Origin of the sequence: Skermanella pratensis (assembly GCF_008843145.1) — a bacterium.
GTDB classification, from domain to species: Bacteria; Pseudomonadota; Alphaproteobacteria; order Azospirillales; family Azospirillaceae; genus Skermanella; species Skermanella pratensis.
In genome coordinates this window covers 1,124,835-1,144,390 of sequence record NZ_CP030265.1, presented here as the reverse complement: position 1 = coordinate 1,144,390, position 19,556 = coordinate 1,124,835, and the positions used below count along the sequence as shown (strand labels likewise).

Below are 19,556 nucleotides of genomic sequence, written 5' to 3'. Positions count from 1 at the left end.
CAAGGACAGTCCGTTGCGGGCGGGAGAAACCGTATCGGTCCGACGGACAGTGCGGATGAATGGCTCGCCCAGCGCCTCACGCGGGCGAGCCGCCGGCGGTCTCCCGAGGTTGGACGTCGCCCACTGTTCCGACCCCCGGATCTTCAGCACGCCGGAGGAGACTCTTTTTTTCAACGGAGACCGGATCGCTCCGCATCCGGCGATCCCATATAATTTTTTGTCCGCGCGACACGATGTCGCGGAGGTTCGTTGCGTTTTCACGGGGCTCATCCCGGATCGATTGCAAAAAAGGACAGTAAGGGTTACCTTTTTCACAACAAGAAAAACAAAAGACGGTTCTTAGGATCGCTCTCCAAGGAGGAACGGAACATGACGCTCCCGGCAGTCAAACTGGACGACAAATACACGCTCGAAAGCGGGCGGGTGTTCCTGACCGGCACCCAGGCGCTGGTCCGGCTGCCCATGATGCAGCGCCAGCGCGACGTCGCGGCGGGGCTGAACACGGGCTGCTTCATCTCCGGCTACCGGGGGTCGCCGCTCGGCGGGTTCGACCAGGCGCTGTGGAAGGCGCGCAAGTTCCTGGCCTCCAATCACATCCAGTTCCAGCCCGGCGTCAACGAGGAGCTGGGCGCAACCGCCGTATGGGGCAGCCAGCAGGTCGGCATGTTCCCGGGCGCGCGCTATGACGGCGTTTACTCCATGTGGTACGGCAAGGGGCCGGGCGTGGACCGCTCGGGCGACGTGTTCAAGCATGCCAACGCGGCGGGAACGTCGCGCAACGGCGGCGTGCTGGTGCTGGCCGGCGACGACCACAGCTGCAAGTCCTCGACGTTCCCGCACCAGTCGGAGCACGCCTTCGTCGGCTCGATGATCCCGGTGCTGAACCCCGCGGGCGTCCAGGAATTCCTCGACCTCGGCCTGATGGGCTGGGCGATGTCGCGCTTCTCCGGCTGCTGGATCGCCTTCAAGACCATCGCGGAGACGGTGGACAGCTCCGCCTCCGTCTCGATCGATCCGCTCCGCGTCAACTATGTCCTGCCGGAGTTCGACATGCCGGTCGGCGGGCTCAACATCCGCTGGCCCGATCCGCCGCTCGAACAGGAAGAGCGGCTTATGAAGCACAAGCTGTACGCGGCGCTGGCTTTCGCGCGGGCCAACCGCCTGGACAGGACCGTCATCGCCTCCCCCCGCCCGCGCCTGGGCGTGGTCACCACCGGCAAGAGCTACCTGGACGTCCGGCAGGCGCTGGACGACCTGAACATCTCCGAGGAGATGGCAGCCGACATCGGGCTGACCGTCTACAAGGTCGCCATGGCGTGGCCGCTGGAGCGCGAGGGCATCCGCCAGTTCGCCCAGGGCCTCGAAGAGATCCTGGTGGTCGAGGAGAAGCGGGCGCTGATCGAGAACCAGCTCAAGGAACAGCTCTACAACTGGCATCCGGACGTGCGCCCGCGCGTGGTCGGCAAGTTCGACGAGGAGGTGCGCGAGCTGCTGCCCTCCTACAACGAGCTGTCGCCGGCCCGCATCGCCGTGGTGATCGGCCGCCGCCTGCTGAAGTTCTTCGACCACGAGGGCATCCGCCGCCGGGTCGAGTTCCTGGACCGCCAGGAGAATGCCAAGGCGCGGAAGGCGCTGGTCGAGCGCAAGCCGTTCTTCTGCTCCGGCTGCCCGCACAACACCTCCACCGTGGTGCCCGAGGGAAGCCGCGCGGTGGCCGGCATCGGCTGCCACTACATGGCGACCTGGATGGACCGTCGGACGGAGACCTTCACCCAGATGGGCGGCGAAGGCGTGACCTGGATCGGCCAGGCGCCGTTCACCGACGAGCAGCACATCTTCGCCAACCTGGGCGACGGGACCTACTTCCATTCCGGCCTGCTGGCGGTCCGCGCGGCCATCGCGTCCAAGGTCAACATCACCTACAAGATCCTGTTCAACGACGCGGTCGCCATGACCGGCGGGCAGGCCCATGACGGCGTGCTGACGGTGCCGCAGATCAGCAAGCAGCTTGCCGCCGAAGGCGCCAGCCGCATCGTCGTGGTGACCGACGAGCCGGAGAAATATGCCGGACCGACGGGATTGGCGCCCGGCGTCAAGGTCGAGCACCGCGACGACCTGGACCGCGTCCAGCGCGAGATGCGCGAGGTCAAGGGCACCAGCGTCCTGATCTACGACCAGACCTGCGCCGCCGAGAAGCGCCGGCGCCGGAAGCGCAAGATCATGGTCGATCCGCCCAAGCGGGTGATGATCAACGAGCAGGTCTGCGAAGGCTGCGGCGACTGCTCGAAGAAGTCCAACTGCTTGTCGGTGGTGCCGGTCGAGACCGAGTTCGGCCGCAAGCGCCAGATAGACCAGTCCACCTGCAACAAGGACTTCTCCTGCGTCAAGGGCTTCTGCCCGAGCTTCGTGACCGTCCACGGCGGGCAGCTCCGCAAGCCCAAGCCGGCGACCGCGGGCAAGCCGGCGGCAGGGGACGCCGTGGCGGAGATGACGCTTCCGGAGCCGGCGCGGCCCGGCCTCGACCATCCCTACGGCATCCTGGTCACCGGCATCGGCGGGACGGGCGTCGTGACCATCGGCGCGATCCTCGGCATGGCCGCCCATATCGAGGGCAAGGGCTGCTCGGTCCTGGATCAGGCGGGATTGGCGCAGAAGGGCGGCGCCGTGACCAGCCATATCCGCATCGCGACGCGGCCGGAAGACCTGCACGCGGTCCGCATCGCGGCCGGCGGGGCGAAGCTGGTGATCGGCTGCGACCTGATCGTGGCGGCCAGCGGCGACTGCCTCTCGAAGATGGCTCCGGATTTCACCCATGCCGTGATCAACGAGCACGAGACGATCACCGCGGACTTCACCCGCAACGCCGATTTCCGGATCCCGACCAGGGACCTGCTGGGCGAAATCGCCAAGGCCTGCGGCGGGGCTGACAAGCTGACCGCGCTGGACGCCACCGGCCTCGCCACGGCGCTGATGGGCGACTCCATCGCGACCAACCTGTTCATGCTGGGCGCGGCCTACCAGAAGGGCTTCGTGCCGGTTTCGGCGGAGGCCATCGAGCAGGCGATCGAGCTTAACGGCGTCGCGGTCGACATGAACACGCAGGCCTTCCGCTGGGGCCGCCGCGCCGCCGCCGACGTGGCGGCGGTCAAGGCCGCATCCGCGCCCGCCGCAGCGGCACAGCGGGACGCCGCTGCGGACAAGCCGTCGCACCGCCAGCTTTCGGAGTCCCTCGACGAGGTGATCCAGCGCCGGATAGCCTACCTGACCGACTACCAGGACGCCGCCTACGCCGCGCGCTACAGGAACCAGTTGAACTGGGTGCGGCAGGTCGAGGCCGAGCGCGCCAAGGGCAGGACCGGGCTGACCGAGGCGGTCGCCCGCAACTACTTCAAGTTGCTGGCCTACAAGGACGAGTACGAGGTCGCTCGGCTCTACACCGACGGCACCTTCCTGAAGCAGCTCCGGGAGCAGTTCGAGGGCGACTACAAGCTGGAGTTCCACCTCGCCCCGCCGATGCTGTCGGAGACCGACCCGGCCACCGGCGAGCCCCGGAAGAAAGCCTATGGCCCGTGGATGCTGAAGGCGTTCCAGGCGCTGGCCCGGATGAAGGGCCTGCGCGGCACCCGCTTCGACCCGTTCGGCCGGACCGCCGAGCGCAAGCTGGAGCGTCAGCTGATCGCCGACTACGAAAAGACCGTCGCCGAGTTGCTGGCGGGGCTGACCTACGAGAACCATGGCATCGCGGTCGAGATCGCCGGCATCCCCGACCGCATCCGCGGCTTCGGCCCGGTCAAGGACCGTCACCTGTCCGACGCCAAGGCGAACGAGGCGGCGTTGCTGGAAGCCTTCCGCAACCCCGCCCCGACGCCGATGGCGGCTGAATGATCAGCCGTCCCGAAACGCCAGGAAGGCGCCGAGCGGCGGCAATACGACCCTGATTCCGTCCTGCGGCGAGCCGTCGAGCAGCGCCGCCGGACCGGGAAGCGGGATTTCGATCGCACTGTAGCGGCCGGGCGGCAGGATGTGTTCCGCCCGGCCGCAGGACAGGTTGAAGACGGCGGCCAGCCGGTCGCCGCGCGTGAAGGACAGGACCGGCCCGTCCTCGTCCACCTGCCCCATCGCGCCGTGCTTCAGCTCGGGATGGAGGCGGCGGAGCGCCAGGCAGCGCCGCCAGACGTTCAGGGTGGAGTCAGACCGCATCTCCTGGCGATCCGCCGCCAGGGCGCGGTGGGCCTCCGTCACCGGCAGCCAGGGCCGTCCGCCGCGGGTGAAACCGGCATGATCGGCACCCGCGATCCAGGGCATCGGCGTGCGGGAGCCGTCGCGGCCCTTGAACTCGGGCCAGAAGGCCGTGCCGAACGGGTCGCGCAGATCCTCGTAGTCGAGATCGGCCTGGGGCAGCCCCAGTTCCTCCCCCTGGTAGAGGCAGAGGGTACCGGGCAGGCAGCAGAACAGCAGCGCCAGCAGGGCGGCGAAACGCTCGGGATCGGCACCGGCCGGACGCCAGCGCGAGGCCGCGCGTTCCACGTCATGGTTGCTGAAGCTCCAGCAGGTGGCGCCCCCCGATCCGGCTGCCGTCAGGGCGGCGTGGAAGGTCCGGGCGGTGAACGGCCGCTTGGGCAGGTCGAGGGTGTAGGCGGCGTCGAGTCCGCCCGGCTTCGTGTATCGGTCGATCCTCTGCGCCGCACCCGGCTGGCTCGACAGTTCGCCCAGAAGAGCGCGGTCGCCATGGCCGTCCGCGACCGCCCTGATCCGCTCAAGCACGCCGCGAACGTCGCAATGGGCGACGTCGAAGACATGGGCCTGCATGCCGAAGGGCTTGGCCGGGATCTCCGCCGGTTTGGCGGAAAGCGGCGGATTGGCGCGCAAGGCGGGGTCGCGCATCAGGAAATCGACCGCGTCGAGCCGAAAGCCATCGACGCCGCGGTCCAGCCAGAAGCGGGCGGCGTCGAGCAGGGCCTCCATCGTCCCCTCGTTTCGGAGGTTCAGCGAGGGCTGGCTCGCCAGGAAATGATGCAGGAAATACTGCCGGCGCCGTGGCTCCCAGGTCCAGGCCGGACCACCGAACACCGACAGCCAGTTGTTGGGCGCCGTGCCGTCGGCCGCCGGATCGGCCCAGACGTACCAGTCCGCCCGCTGGCTATGCTTCGACCGGCGGCTTTCCTCGAACCAGGGGTGGCGGTCGGAGGTGTGGCCGCAGACCAGGTCGATCATCAGCTTCAGGCCGCGCCGGTGGGTCTCCGCCAGCAGCCGGTCGAAGGTGTCGATCGTACCCATGCGCGGGTCGACGCCCCTGTGGTCAGTGATGTCGTAGCCGAAGTCGGCGAGCGGCGACGGCTGGAAGGGCGACAGCCAGACCGCGTCCACGCCCAGCGAGGCGATATGGTCGAGGCGCCGGATCACGCCTTCAAGATCGCCGTACCCGTCGCCGTCGGTGTCGAGAAAGCTCAGCGGATAGATCTGGTAAATCGCCGCGCCGTGCAGCCAGCATCGAGGAGTCGTCAAGGCCCGCTTCCACCAAAGAACGGCCGGAGCACGGGGCGGCTCCGCCAATCGAGGGGGCATCCTGACGGAAAAGCCGTCAATAAGGGGTAAATGCCGTTCTTTCGGTCTGCGCTGCCGCCGCGGCTTGTTACTCGGCGAGGTCGAAACAGGTCGTTGGATGACCTGTTGGGGGCATCGTCCGGGTAGCCGCGTCACGACAGCTCCCTCAACGATCACCGAGAGATCATCCATGAAAACACCGTCGCCAGCACCCGCCATGCTCCTGATCGCAGCCGGAACGCTGTCCGCCTGCGCCGGTCTCGACGCCCCGCAACAGGAGGCGACGAACCCTGCCTACGAGGCGAGGATCGCCCAGCTCGCCGGGCACCCGTGCAATTCCCATGTCGCCGGGGCCGTCGAGGGGGCCGGGGTCGGGCCCGACGAGATCACCGAGCTCTTCTACACCCGGGAGTTGGACGGCACCAACGACCGGGTCGTCCGCTACACGGCCTGGATGAGGCTGGCCGGACAGCCGGGCCACCTGGTCGTCGATGCCGACGCCCTGACCTGCCGGGCGATGCAGATCTATACCAGAGGCGGGGCGGAAGTGGCGGGCGTATCGTCCTTCTGAAGCAGACCGGGCTTAAACAGGCCGGGCTGAAACAGGCCGGGCGTTCCCCAGGCCGCTTGCGCGGTATCCTGAAGCCGGCCGCGTGCCTTGTCCCGGCTTGCGCCAAGAAAACGATTTCCGGGCTCCAGGGCGCAAACCTGGTCGTACACCGCGAGGGCCTCGCCGAAGCGGCCCTGCGCCTCCAGCGCCTGGGCCAGATGCAGGCTGTACTGGGCACGGTCTGGCGCCAGTCTCAAGGCCAGCCGGTGGGCGGCCTCCGCTTTGGCGAAGGCACCCTCCTCGCGCTCGATGATGCCGATCTCGTCATGGGCAAGGTCGGCATCGGGATAGAGAGCCAGGCAGTGGCCGAGGCGAGTGCGCGCCGCCCGCCGGTCGCCCGCCAGCCGCAGGCGCCGCCCTTCGAGAAGCGCGTCCGCGGCATCGCCGGACTCGAGTATCCTCCCCTCCAGCGGCAGCATCGCGGGCAGTCCGCCGTCGCGGACGAAGCCCCGGATCAGCGGCCGCCAAGCCCCGAAGCGATGAAGCAGCGCCGGCACCTCGTGGCCGACGCCGCGCAGGGAGCGCAGGCCCATGCCGGGCAGGTGGGCGACGCGGCAGGCGCATTCCAGGTCGACCGGATCCGACTCGCCGATCAGGATGCTGGTCTGCCGGTCGGCCGCCGGCCGGCTCAGGACCGGCAGCAGGTCGGCATAGAAGGCAGGCGGCGACCGTCCGGCCAGGAATCCCCGGCTGCGGCTGCCGGGCTGGTCCACCAGCGTCTCGGGCCCGATCGCCAGGATCCTGTCGGCATTGATCAGCACGCCGAACAGGAGCGCGGCGTAGGCTCCCATGGAATTGCCGATGCAGACCACGGTCCTGGGGGCGACCTGCTGCATCAGGATCCGCATGCCGCCGGCCGCCGAGTCGACATCGCCGCCCAGTCCGGGCACGCCGTCGCGGTACCAGCCGTTGCAGGGAGTATTCACGAACAGCTTGTTGACCGCGACATCGCGGAAGCTGCCGTAGAACGAGAAACGGCCCGGCTGTTCCGACACGTGGGAGAAGACGACGGCCAGTACGTCGCTGTCCGGGTTCCGCTCCAGCCGGAACCACTCGCCCATGCTGCCCTGGCAGGAGATTTCGGCGTCCAAGATGTCCGGTCCCCTCGTTGCGATGGACCGGATGTTGACCGTCCGCGGTTAAGGGATGTCCGCGGCGGCGGTGACAAATGCGTGAGAGACGGGGCAAGTCGCGGACCTCCTCCTCCCCCGCCGCCGGATCCCGCCTTGCGCCCCGCCGCCCGCCATGCCAGACAATGATGCGACGCAACATGGTCAGACGCCAGGCATGGGAGCCAGACGATGGACGCCGCATCGACACACCGGTACCGGACCATCTGGATCTCGGACATCCATCTCGGCACCCGCGGATGCCAGGCCGACCGCCTGCTCGATTTCCTGAAGACGGTCGATTGCGACACCCTGTACCTGGTCGGCGACGTGATCGATTTCTGGCGGATGCGCCGCGCCCGCTACTGGCCGCAGAGCCACAACGACGTGATCCAGAAGCTGCTGCGCAAGGCCCGCAAGGGCACCCGCGTGATCTTGACCCCGGGCAACCACGACGACATGCTGCGCGGCTATATCGACCACGAGTTCGGCAGCATCCTGGTGGTCGAGGACGCGATCCACGAGACGGCGGACGGCCGGCGCCTGCTGGTGATCCACGGCGACCAGTTCGACAGCGTGGTCGCCCGCGCGCCCTGGCTGGGTCACCTGGGCACCCACGCCAACGCCGCCTCCCAACTGGTGAACCAGTGGTTCAACTGGGGCCGCTCGCGGCTCGGATATCCGTATTGGTCGCTGTCGGGCTACCTGAAGCACAAGGTCAAGCACCGCGGCAGGTTCATCCACACCTACGAGACGGCGGTCGTCGAGGAAGCCCGCCGGCGGGGCGTGGACGGGGTCGTCTGCGGGCACATCCACTACCCGCAGATCAAGGCGCTGGACGGCATCCTCTACTACAACGACGGCGACTGGGTGGACAACTGCACCGCCCTGGTCGAGCACGACACGGGCGAACTGGAACTGCTCAGGTGGCCCGAGCCGGCGGCCGCGAAGCCGCCGGCCAAGGTCGTCCCGATCGTGTCCTGAGTCCGCGGCGCGCCGGTCAGCGGCGCGCCGGCGCGCCGGCCGGCGGAACGTGCTGGTGTGCCCGGATCTCGCCGCTGCGCAGCTTGGCGCGGTAGGCTGCCAGCTCCCGCCGCACGACCGGGGCCAGCAGGTACAGCCCGATCAGGTTGGGCAGCGACATGGCGAAGATCATCGCGTCGGAGAAATCGACTACCGCGCCCAGCTGGAGCGAGGAGCCGATCACGACGAAGACGCAGAACAGCAGCTTGAAGCTGACATCCGCCGCCCGCGTCTCGCCGAACAGGTAGGTCCAGCTCTTCAGCCCGTAATAGGACCAGCTGATCATGGTCGAGAAGGCGAACAGGATGACCGCCACCGCGAGCACGTAGGGGAACCAGCTGATGGTGCTGCCGAACGCCTGGGAGGTCAGGCTGACGCCGTCGGTATCGGGCGTGCCGTAGGTCCCGGTGATCACGATCACCAGGGCCGTGACCGTGCAGACGATCACGGTATCGACGAACGGTTCCAGCAGGGCCACGTAACCTTCCGTCACCGGCTCCTTGGTGCGCACCGCCGAATGGGCGATGGCGGCGGAGCCGATGCCCGCCTCGTTGGAGAAGGCGGCCCTCCGGAAGCCCTGGATCAGCACGCCGACGAAGCCGCCCGCCACGCCTTCCGGGCTGAAGGCACCGATGACGATGGCGCTGACGGCCGCCGGGATGTCCGCCCAGTGGACCAGGATGATGACCAACCCGGCCAGCACGTAGAGCCCGCACATCAAGGGCACGATCTTCTCGGTCACCCGCACGATGCTCCGGATGCCCCCGATGATCACGATGCCGACCAGAACAGCCGCGACCAGGCCGAAAATCCAGCCCCGGCCGGCCAATGGGCTGGCGTCGCCGCCGGTCACGTTGACGAACTGCTGGAACGCCTGGTTGATCTGGAACATGTTGCCGCCGCCGAGCGACCCGCCGACGCACATGATCGCGAAGAACACCGCCAGGAACCGGCCCAACCCGCCCATGCCGCGCTCGGCGAGACCCTGGCTCAGGTAATACATAGGACCGCCGGAGACGGTCCCGTCGGGATTGACGCGGCGGTATTTGACGCCGAGCGTGCATTCCGTGAACTTCGACGTCATGCCGAGCAGGCCGGCGAGAATCATCCAGAAGGTGGCCCCCGGCCCGCCGAGGGACACCGCGATGGCGACGCCCGCGATGTTGCCGAGGCCGACGGTGCCGGACAGCGCCGCCGTCAGCGCCTGGAAGTGGGAGACCTCGCCCCGGTCGTTCGGATCCTCGTAATCGCCCCGGACCAGCCGGAGCGCGTGCCCGAACCCGCGGAAATTGATGAAGCCGAAGTAAAAGGTGAAGAACACCGCGGCGGTGACCAGCCAGACCACGATCAGCGGCAGGTTCGCGCCCATCACCGGCACCGAGTAGAAGATGACCCCGGCGAAGACGTCGGCGACCGGCCCTATCGCTTCGTTGATGCGGGCGTCTATGCCCTGCACGGGCGCGCCGGCCAGGTCGGCGGTGGTCTGCGCCGCCGCGGAGCCGGCAGTGGCCAAGCCCGCAAACACGGCCGGGAAGAGAGCGCGGTAGCATGCGAGCCTGGTCATGGGACCACCGTCACGGGTACCGAAGCAATCTGGACCAGCGCGCCGGCGACGCCGCCGAACAGCAGGCTCGTCACGCGGGACCTGCCCCGGCGGCCGATGAACACCTGGCAGGCGTTGTTCTCGGCGGCGGCGGAGCACAGCTCCTCGGCGCCATGCCCGAACCGGATCACCGTCCGGGGCTCCGCCCCCGCCGCCTTGAGACGTTCGCTGAGCGGATCGAGCAACCGGGTCTGGGCATCCTCCAGTTCGCGCTCGCGCTGGCGATGCCGTTCGGCGACCTCGGGCGGACTCAGGAATTCATAGCGCGACCACTCGATCACGTGGACGAGAAGCAGGTCCGCTCCGGCACGCGCGGCCTGATCGGCTGCGAAATCGACGGCGCGCCGGCAGCCATCGCTGCCGTCCACGCCGACCATGAAGAGTTGTCCCATGGTCTTCGGCCCCCCTGCGGGCAGTTTTTGTTCGAATTTCCTTGGGGCAACCACGGCCGTGAAGCTTTGTTCCAGCGGGTTATGGCAAATCGCATAATCGGCATCCCCGGGCTTACCGAATGACGTCGCGGTTGCCCCACAGGTCGATCGGGGGCGCCGGCTCGCTGTCGAAGCTGATACAGACCGAGGTGCCGGAGCGCCCTGCACCGCAGTCTCCGGTCGAGAGCTGTCCCCGGAGCTGGCGGGTCAGCTGCCTGACCAGACGGATGCCGAGGCGTCCGTGGCCCTGCTCGAAATCCAGGGGCAGCCCGACGCCGTCGTCCTCGACGCGCAGTTCGACGCGACCGGGAGACCGCCCCTCCAGGATGACGCGGACCGGCCCGCCCGAGATCACGACTCCCCCTTCGTCGGGATAGGCGTACTCGACAGCGTTGGTGATCAGTTCGTTGGCGATCAGCGCCAGGGGCGTCGCCTCGTCGATCGGCAGTTCCATCGGCGGATCGCGGGTGCAGATCACCGGTACGCCCGGCCTGGAGAGGTTCGCGCACAGCCCCTGGAGGAAGGCCGCGAAATCCATCAGGTCGGGCTGGTCGGTAAGATAGAGCTGCTCGTGGACCTGGGCCACGGCCTCGATCCGCCCGCGGGCCTCGGTGAAATGCTGCAGGGTCCCCGAGTCCGTGATCGTCCGGTTCTGCAGGCTGAGCAGGCTGGAGATCAGCTGGAGATTGTTGCGGACGCGGTGATGCACCTCCCGCAGCAGCAGATCCTTCTGGCGCAGCAGCTGCTCGCGCTCCGCGGCGGTTCGGGCCAGCTCCGCCTGGATGCGCTTCTGGCTGTCGATGTCGGTCGCGGTGCCGAACCAGCGGACGATCCGTCCGGCATGATCCAGCACGGGCGTGGCGCGCCCGAGATGCCAGAAATGGGCTCCGTCGGCGCGGCGAAGCCTGTATTCCGCCTGCCAGGGGCTGGCGGAGGCGTAGGCCGTCCGCCAGGACTCGAGCAGCCCGTCGAGATCATCCGGGTGGACATGGTCGCGCCAGGCATTGGGGTCGTCCGGGGCGGCTCCGGAATATTCGAACCAGCGGCGGTTGAAATACTCGTTCTCGCCGTTGGGGCCGGTGATCCAGACGATCTGCGGCAACGCTTCGGCCATGCCGCGCAACCGCTCCTCGTCGCCTTCCCTCACGCTCCCCCGCGAGCCCTCCTCCGCCCGCGGCGCGCCGGCATGGCTGCGCTGAAGGACCAGGCGGGCCGCTCCGGCCGCCAGCAGGCCGGAGATCAGCGCCCCGGCCATTCCGGCCATCGCCAGAGGCGGAAAGGCGAACACGCCGCCGGGCAGCGGTGCCGCCGGGCTCGCGATGCCGGGGACGATCGCTCCCGGAAGGGCCGCGTTGTCCACCTGGCCGCCCGGGGGCGGCGCCGGCAGGATGATCCGGGAGGCGGGAACCGGATCGGGCGCGGGCGCCAGGGCCGGCAATGCCGCCGACAGCAGCAGTCCCGGTATGGCTGCCGCTGCCGCGATCAGCCACAGGCCGTTGCGCAGTCCCATGTCGTCCCCGCCAAGATTTCCCCTACCAGAACACCTGCGTCCATCGGTGGTTCAGCGTCCGATGCATTTGTTTCGAAATTCATCCGCGTTGTGTTGCCGCAGCGAACCGATCATCCCGAGCCGCCGGTCCACCATAGGGTCGAAAGTGCTATGAAGACGTAGCGCCCGACCTTGCCGATCGCAACCAGGATGGTGAAGCGCGCCAGATCGACGCGCAGCGCGCCGGCGACGACCGTCAGCGGATCGCCCACGACGGGCACCCAGGCGAACAGCAGGGACCAGACGCCGTACCGGCCATACCACCCGACCGCCCTGTCGTAAACGGCGGGCTTCAGCGGAAACCAGCGGCGGTGGCGCAGATGGATCAGGAACCGGCCGAGCAGCCAGTTGAGGACCGACCCCAGCACGTTGCCCGCCGAGGCGGTCGCGACCAGAAGCACGGGGTCCAGCCCGCCGCGCGCCAGCAGGGTCGCCAGCAGGATCTCGGACTGCGCGGGCAGGATCGTGGCGGCCAGCAGGGCAGCCGCGAAAAGGCCGGCATAGGCCGGCAGTTCGGCAGCCATCGGCCGGACCGCGTCAGGCGGCGGCCGGCAGCACCAGGGTCCAGCGCGTACCGGGATCGAGGTTGTCGACGGACAGGGCGGCGTCGAGCTGCGCGGCCAGGGATTCGATCAGGCGCATGCCCAGGCTGTCGCTCCGCCGGCGGTTGCGCGGGTCCAGGAAGTGCGGCGCGATGCCCGGCCCGTGGTCGCGGACCGTCAGGCGCAGCGCGTCGCCGTCCATCCGGCCGAAGCTGATCTCGACCGGCCGGCCGGCCTTGCCGGAGTCCGCGTGCTTGAGGGCGTTGGTCAGGAGCTCCACCGCCAGCAGCCCGAGCGGAATGGCCGAATCCGTCGGGACCTCGACCGGCTCGGTCCAAATCGCGACGTCGCCGCCGCCGTATAGGGTGCAGAGCGTCCGGAGGTAGGTGCCGAACTCGACCCGCCGCACATTGTCGTTCTTGTAAAGCTGTTCGTGCACCTGGGCGATCGCGTTGACCCGGGACACCGCGTCCTCGAAAGCCTGGCGGCTTCGGGCGTCGTCGAGCTGCCGCCCCTGGAGGTTGAGCAGGCTGGCGACGAGCTGGAGCGAGTTCTTGACCCGGTGGTTGACCTCCTTCAGCAGCATGTCCTGCCGGGCGAGCAGCAGGTCCTTGTCCGCCAGGGCGTTCGTCAGGGCCTGCTCGGCCTGCTTACGGCCGGTGATGTCGATCGCCGAGGGGATCAGGTGGGTGATCCTGCCGGCCCCGTCGACCATGGGCGAGATGGTGAAGTCGACCGTGACCAGGCGGTCCGCCAGCCGGAGCACGGCATCGTAGCGGGAGGTCTCGCCCCCGGCGGCCCGGTCGATGGCGGCCCGCAGCCGCGCCTGCTCCTCCGGCGAATGGGACCACCACCAGGTATCCTCGTAGCGGCGCCCGCTCACGTCGGAGGAACGGAGGCCGGCGGCATCCAGCGCGGTCCGGTTGGCCTCCACCACGACGCCTTCGGGAGTGGTCACGCAGACGAAGCTGTACAGGCTGTCGATGACCTTGCGGACGCGCTCCTCGCTGCCGCGCAGCGCCGTTTCCGCCCGCTTCTCGCGGTCGATGTCGTAGAGGGCCACCACGCTGCCGATGATAGCGCCTCCGGCGTCGACGACCGGCGCGCCGCTGACCCGGATCCAGCCGGTGGTTCCGCAGCCGCGCCGGTAGAGATACTCGTCACCCGCGACCACCTCGCCCTTGAGGGCGCGGGCCAGCGGCCACTGCGCCGGAGCGACCAGGCTGCCGTCGGGGTGCCAGCCGACCCATTCGCCGTAGTTTCCCACATCGGACGAGGGCAGCACCTTGTGACGCAGGATCTCCTCGATCCGCCGGTTGCCGTAGATGATCCGGCCGCTGGGCGCCTCGGCGACCAGAACGCCGGCGGGCATGCTGTCGACCAGGGCCTCGAACCGGGCATTGTCCGCGGCCATGCGGGCGATCAGCCGCTCCCGCTCTCCGTCGGCCTTCTTGCGGGCGGTGATGTCCCGGACGACGCCGAACATCCGACCTCCCTCCGGAGACACCCCCGAAGTCCCGTCGGGCATCCAGCGTCCGCGCGCCACGAACCAGCGCTCCCCGTCCTGTTCCGGGGCCGGTTTCCGGACCGCGGGGTTGAGGCGGTACTCGACCTCCAGGGTGCCCTTTCCGGCGATCGCCCGCTCGATCCGGTCCGCCACCATGGCGCGGTCGTCCGGATGGACCACGGCCAGCGCCTCGTCGAGGCCGAACGGCGTCTCCGCCGGAAGCCCCTGAAGTGCCGCGGCATGGTGAGACGCGACGAATTGCCGGCTGTCTCCGCGCATGCACCAGGCCCCGACCTCGGCGGCTTCGAGCGCGATGGTGAGCCGCGCCTCGCTGGTTCGGAGTTCCTCGCTGTCCCGCTCCGCCCTGACCTGGCGGGTCACCTCCTGCGCGATGATCAGCACGCCGTCGACGGTCCTCCCGGTCGCCGGCAGCGGGATGAACTCGATGTCCCAGAAGGTTTCCCGCCCGCCGGACGCGTAGATCGAGCGGTGCTGCCGGAGGCTGAGGGGCTCGCCGGTCCGCCAGACCCTCTCGATCGCCGCGATCTGCTCCGTCGGGATGGCCGGGAAGACCTCGGCGATCGTCCGCCCCAGCATGGGGACGGTCGTCGGAGGGATTGCCGCATAGGCTTCGTTGACGAGGGTATAGCGGAGTTCCGGCCCGCGCACGATGGCGACGGCGGCCGGGACCCGGTCGACGATCCGAAGCAGCACGTCCGTATCGGGCACCTCCAGCGCCAGGGCCGAGAGAACCTGGGCGAGGGTCCTGTTCGCCGACATGGACGATACGGCGTCGTTGCTGCTGGTCATCGCTTCAGAAAACTCCAGGACTGCTGGGCCGGAACGGTTGGAGCGTCCCGGCTCTTCCCGGAGTATCCTAGCCTGACCCAGTGGAGCGCCCGATGATGGCGTGAGTGAGGCGGCGGTACCGGGAGGGGCTATGCCGGTTCATATTCCGACGACCTGACATGGGCACGGTCGACCGACAGGTCAAGTTTCCCGTCCACCACCTCCAGCCTGATGCGGCCGCCGCCGTCGAGATCCCCGAGCAGGAGGTGTTCGGCCAGGGGAAGCTTGACCGCGCGCTCGACCAGGCGTGCCAGCGGGCGGGCGCCCAGGGCGGGGTCGAAGCCCCGCGCGGCCAGCCAGTCCAGCGCTTCGGGGCTGATGTCGAGCGCGATGTTGCGGTCGGCGAGCTGTCCCGCGAGCTGGTCCAGGTGCGACCGCGCGATCAGCCTGACGGTCCCGGGTTCGAGCGGCCGGAACTGGACCGTGGCGTCCAGGCGGTTGCGGAACTCCGGCGAGAACAGGCGCTGGATCGCCGCCACCGCGGCGTCGGTATCGGCTCCCGGAGCGGACTGCGCGCCGAAGCCGATCGCGGGGCGGGCCATCTCGGCGGCGCCGGCGTTGGTCGTCATGATCAGGACGACGTGGCGGAAGTCGATGGTCCGCCCCGAGCTGTCGGTCAGCCGGCCGGCGTCCATGACCTGGAGCAGAAGCGCGAACAGGTCGGGGTGGGCCTTCTCGATCTCGTCCAGCAGCAGGACGGCATGGGGCGCCTTCGACACCGCCGAGGTCAGCAGCCCTTCCTGGTCGAAGCCGACATAGCCCGGAGGCGCCCCGATCAAGCGGCTGACGGTGTGCCGTTCCATGTATTCCGACATGTCGAAGCGCAGCAGCGGGACGCCGAGCGTCTCGGCCAGCCGGCGCGCGATCTCGGTCTTCCCGACGCCGGTCGGGCCGGCGAACAGGTACGACCCCATCGGCTTCTCCGGGTCGCGCAGACCCGACCGGGCGATCTTGACCGCCGACGCGACCGCCTGGATCGCGGCGTCCTGTCCGAAGACGGATGCCTTGAGGTCGGCTTCGAGGCCCCGGAGCGCCGCCCGTTCGTCCAGCCCGGCGCGGCGGACCGGCATGTTGGCGATGCGCGCGACGACGGTTTCGATGTCGGACGCATCTATCCGCCGCGGCCAGGCCCGGCCGGCGTCGAGCCGGGCCATGGCGCCGGCCTCGTCCAGCACGTCGATGGCCTTGTCCGGCAGGTGCCTGTCGGTGATGTAGCGGGCCGACAGCTCCACCGCGGCGCGGATCGCGTCGGCGCCGTAGATCACGCGGTGGTGGTCGGCATAGCGTTCCGCGACGCCTTCCAGGATGGCGACGGCGTCCTCGACCGAGGGTTCGGCGACGTCGATCTTGCCGAAACGGCGGGCGAGCGCCTGGTCGCGCTCGATGTGCTGGCGGTATTCCCGGTAGGTGGTGGCGCCGACGCAGCGCAGCGTCCCCTCGGCCAGGGCCGGCTTCAGCAGGTTGGCGGCGTCCATGGCGCCGCCCGATCCGCCGGCGCCGATGATCGTGTGGATCTCGTCGATGAACAGGACGGCGCCGGGCGTCCTGCCCAGTTCCGTGACGACGGCCTTGACGCGCTCCTCGAAATCGCCGCGATACCGGGTCCCGGCCACCAGCGCCCCCAGGTCGAGCGCGAAGATGCGGGTGCCCGCCAGGGCTTCGGGGGCCTCCCCCTCGACGATCCGCAGCGCCAGCCCTTCGGCGATGGCGGTCTTGCCGACGCCCGGCTCGCCGACCAGGATCGGGTTGTTCTTCGTGCGCCGGCACAGGATCTGGACGGTCCGCTCGATCGCCGCGTCGCGGCCGATCACGGGGTCGATCCGGCCGGCGGCCGCCTTGGCGTTGAGGTCGACGCAGTATGTCGCGAGCGCGCCGTCGGCGGCGAGGGCCGGGGCGGGCGGCGGATCGGAGGCGTCCAGCGCCCGGTGCTGGGTCCGCCGCCGCCGGGCCTCCACGTCGCGCTGGACCATGTGCTCGACGATCCGGTCGCGCGTGACGCCATGGCGCCGGAGAATGGACGCGGCGCCGGCGGTCCGGTCGACCAGCAGCGCCAGCAGCAGGCAGGCGCCGTCGCACGGCGCGTCCGGCTTGAAGCGCTCGGCCCGCTGGATCGTCCGTTCCACCGCGTCGTCGCCCTGGGGCCGCTGCGGCAGGCGCGGCATCAGCCGGTCCATCTCGCGGTGGATGGCCCTGGGATCGGCCTCGCACGCCATCAGGGCGGCGACGGCATCGACATCGCCGGTCAGGGACAGCAGCAGATGTTCCTGCCCCGGTGCCCCATGGCCATACTGGGCGGCGAACTGATACGCGTTCCTGACGGACTGTGCGGCGGCGTTGCTGAGCATGGGCTGGCCTCTCCTGTCCTGGTTGGCTGTGCCGGCGGTCCCGCTGGCGCCTTGCGGTCGCGCTCCTGAGCAGGAGTCTTACTTTCGACATAGTGAATCAATCATTAACCATGAAGCCATTAACCATGAAGCCATTAACCGCGGCTTCATCAACCAGTCATTGCTTCCAGCCCGCCGCCGAATCGGCCCGGCGGGACGCCTGGAAGAATTGCTGCATCGCCGTCTGGAGGGGTCCGTCGCCTTTTGCGTTGATGACACCGCGGCATGCCGCGGCATAAGGGTGGGTGCAGGGCAACATCGAATATCCTCTGGTGCAATCACCCTGTTTCGATCAGCAGCAGGTGGGCGAGCATGCTTCTCCCGCGGACGGGCGTTGATCCCGAAGGCCTCGGCTCAATAGACTTTTCGGCCGACGGGACAGTTGATCAGAGTCTTGACCTGAACGAGGCGGTCACCGCGGCGGAGTCCGCCCTCGAACGGCTCCAGCAGCCCGACGGGCACTGGGTCTTCCCGCTCGAAGCGGACGCGACCATTCCGGCCGAGCATATCCTGCTCCAGCATTTCCTGGACGAGATCGACCCGGAGGTGGAGGCCGGGCTGGCGGCCTTCATCCGGCGGCGCCAGGGCGAGGACGGCGGCTGGCCGCTGTTCCACGGCGGCGCGCTGGACGTGAGCTGCTCGGTCAAGGCCTACTTCGCGCTGAAGGCGGCCGGCGACCCGCCCGGCGCGCCGCACATGAAGCGGGCGCGGGATGCGATCCTGGCCCATGGCGGCGCCGCCCGGTGCAACGTCTTCACTCGCATCCTGCTGGCGCTGTTCGGCCAGATCCCGTGGCGCGGGGTGCCGGCCATGCCGGTCGAGATCCTGAACCTGCCGGCCTGGTCGCCGATCCACATCTCCCGGATCTCCTACTGGTCGCGGACCGTCGTGGTGCCGCTGCTGGTCGTGATGGCGCACAAGCCGAAGGCCCGCAACCCGCGCGGCGTCGGGGTCTCGGAACTGTTCACCGTGCCGGCCGACCGGGTCGCCGACTGGCACTCGGCGCCCGACGACACGGCGCTGGCCCGGCTGTTCCGCGGGCTGGACAGCTTCCTGATGCTGATCGAGCCGCGCCTGCCCAGGACCGGGCGGCGGACCGCGATCCAGCGCGCCGTGAGCTTCGTGACGGAGCGGCTGAACGGCGAGGACGGGCTGGGCTCGATCTTCCCGGCGATGGTCAACGCGATCCTGATGTATGACTGCCTGGGCTACCGCACCGACCATCCCGACGCCGCGACCGCCCGCCGGGCCATGGACAAGCTGCTGCTGCGCCGGGACGACGAGATCCTGTGCCAGCCCTGCCTGTCCCCGGTGTGGGACACCTCGCTGGCCTGCCACGCGCTGGCCGAGGCCGGCGGCCCCACGGCGCGGGCGATGGCCCTGCAGGCGGCCCGCTGGCTGGCCGACCGTCAGGTGCTGGACTGCCAGGGCGACTGGAGCTGGCGGCGGCCGGGGGTGCGGCCGGGCGGCTGGCCGTTCCAGTACGCCAACCCCCACTATCCCGACACCGACGACACCGCCGTGGTGGTGATGGCGTTGGACCGCTGCGAGGCGGAGCTGTTCACGCAGGCGATCGACCGCGGGCGCGAGTGGATCGAGGGGCTTCAGAGCACCAACGGCGGCTGGGGCGCGTTCGACGCCGACAACAACAGCCATTACCTGAACTACATCCCCTTCGCCGACCACGGCGCCCTGCTCGACCCGCCGACGGTGGACGTGACGGCGCGCTGCATCGGGATGCTGGCGCAGCTCGGGCTCGACCGGGACCACCCGGCCGTCGCGACCGGGATCGACTTCATCCGGCGGGAGCAGGAACCGAACGGCTCCTGGTTCGGCCGCTGGGGCACCAACTACATCTACGGCACCTGGTCGGCCCTGTGCGGCCTGAACGCGGCCGGAATCCGGGCGGACGACCCCATGGTGCGGCGCGCGGCCGAATGGCTGGTCTCCCGCCAGAACCCCGACGGCGGCTGGGGCGAAGGCGGGGTTTCCTACTGGCCCGACCGCATCGCCGAGGACAGGTGCCCGAGCACGGCGTCGCAGACCGCCTGGGCGTTGCTGGGCCTGATGGCGGCGGGCGAGGTGCGGAGCGCTGCCGTGGCGCGGGGCGTCCGCTACCTGCTCGACACCCGCAACGCCGAGGGGCTGTGGGACGAGGAGGACTTCACGGCGGTGGGTTTCCCCCGGGTCTTCTACCTGCGCTATCATGGCTATGCCGCGATCTTCCCGCTGTGGGCGCTGGCCCGCTACCGCGGCCTGATCCAGGAACGCCGCACGACGGTGCCCTGGGGGCTGTAGAGGGCGCGTTACGACTTCACGGTCAGGCGAACGGTAGGTCGGCCTTCCGCCCGTCAGGGCGAACGCCGACGCTCCGCATCGACGCTTCGGCCGCGCTGTCGGCGTTC

The 19,556-nt window shown here is 69.3% G+C and carries 12 protein-coding genes; 4 read left to right on the top strand and 8 right to left on the bottom strand.

Translation table 11 applies throughout. From position 1 onward, the window contains the following. Positions 1–369 precede the first annotated feature (369 nt). Positions 370–3,885 (top strand): indolepyruvate ferredoxin oxidoreductase family protein, encoded by a 3,516-nt coding sequence (locus DPR14_RS05160; protein WP_158044204.1) that lies wholly within the window; start codon positions 370–372, stop codon positions 3,883–3,885. Here DPR14_RS05160 and DPR14_RS05155 read toward each other — a convergent pair whose 3' ends face one another. After that, on the bottom strand, positions 3,886–5,505 hold the full coding sequence (locus tag DPR14_RS05155) for an alpha-amylase family glycosyl hydrolase (RefSeq protein WP_246148868.1): 1,620 nt from the start codon (positions 5,503–5,505) through the stop codon (positions 3,886–3,888). 229 nt (positions 5,506–5,734) lie between these two features. Here DPR14_RS05155 and DPR14_RS05150 point away from each other — a divergent pair, with 229 nt between their 5' ends. Next, entirely contained in the window at positions 5,735–6,115 is a 381-nt protein-coding gene (locus DPR14_RS05150; RefSeq protein WP_158044202.1) for a hypothetical protein, read from the top strand. Here the strand turns inward: DPR14_RS05150 and DPR14_RS05145 are convergent. Then, positions 6,070–7,245: an alpha/beta fold hydrolase gene (locus tag DPR14_RS05145; protein ID WP_158044201.1), complete on the bottom strand. Its 1,176-nt coding sequence runs from the start codon at positions 7,243–7,245 to the stop codon at positions 6,070–6,072. The genes DPR14_RS05150 and DPR14_RS05145 overlap by 46 nt on opposite strands. A 210-nt stretch (positions 7,246–7,455) precedes the next feature. Here DPR14_RS05145 and DPR14_RS05140 point away from each other — a divergent pair, with 210 nt between their 5' ends. After that, complete coding sequence (locus tag DPR14_RS05140; RefSeq protein ID WP_158044200.1) at positions 7,456–8,247, top strand: UDP-2,3-diacylglucosamine diphosphatase; 792 nt, start codon at positions 7,456–7,458, stop codon at positions 8,245–8,247. 16 nt (positions 8,248–8,263) lie between these two features. Here DPR14_RS05140 and DPR14_RS05135 read toward each other — a convergent pair whose 3' ends face one another. The 6 genes from DPR14_RS05135 to DPR14_RS05110 all read right to left on the bottom strand — a co-directional run bounded on the left by DPR14_RS05135 (position 8,264) and on the right by DPR14_RS05110 (position 17,112). Then, positions 8,264–9,850: an alanine/glycine:cation symporter family protein gene (locus tag DPR14_RS05135; protein WP_158044199.1), complete on the bottom strand. Its 1,587-nt coding sequence runs from the start codon at positions 9,848–9,850 to the stop codon at positions 8,264–8,266. Next, positions 9,847–10,281 (bottom strand): universal stress protein, encoded by a 435-nt coding sequence (locus tag DPR14_RS05130; protein ID WP_158044198.1) that lies wholly within the window; start codon positions 10,279–10,281, stop codon positions 9,847–9,849. Before DPR14_RS05130 ends, DPR14_RS05135 begins: the two co-directional genes overlap by 4 nt. A gap of 112 nt (positions 10,282–10,393) precedes the next feature. Beyond that, positions 10,394–11,830, bottom strand: coding sequence for a sensor histidine kinase (locus DPR14_RS05125; protein ID WP_158044197.1), 1,437 nt, complete (start codon positions 11,828–11,830; stop codon positions 10,394–10,396). A gap of 110 nt (positions 11,831–11,940) precedes the next feature. Continuing rightward, entirely contained in the window at positions 11,941–12,393 is a 453-nt protein-coding gene (locus tag DPR14_RS05120; RefSeq protein ID WP_158044196.1) for a YqaA family protein, read from the bottom strand. 13 nt (positions 12,394–12,406) lie between these two features. Next, positions 12,407–14,728, bottom strand: a complete 2,322-nt coding sequence (locus DPR14_RS05115) for a PAS domain-containing sensor histidine kinase (protein WP_158044195.1) — start codon at positions 14,726–14,728, stop codon at positions 12,407–12,409. A 128-nt stretch (positions 14,729–14,856) separates the two neighbouring features. Beyond that, on the bottom strand, positions 14,857–17,112 hold the full coding sequence (locus DPR14_RS05110; RefSeq protein ID WP_158044194.1) for an AAA family ATPase: 2,256 nt from the start codon (positions 17,110–17,112) through the stop codon (positions 14,857–14,859). Between the two features lie 351 nt (positions 17,113–17,463). Between DPR14_RS05110 and shc the strand changes: the two genes are divergently transcribed. Beyond that, complete coding sequence (gene shc, locus DPR14_RS05105) at positions 17,464–19,449, top strand: squalene--hopene cyclase (protein WP_158044193.1); 1,986 nt, start codon at positions 17,464–17,466, stop codon at positions 19,447–19,449. Positions 19,450–19,556 lie beyond the last annotated feature (107 nt).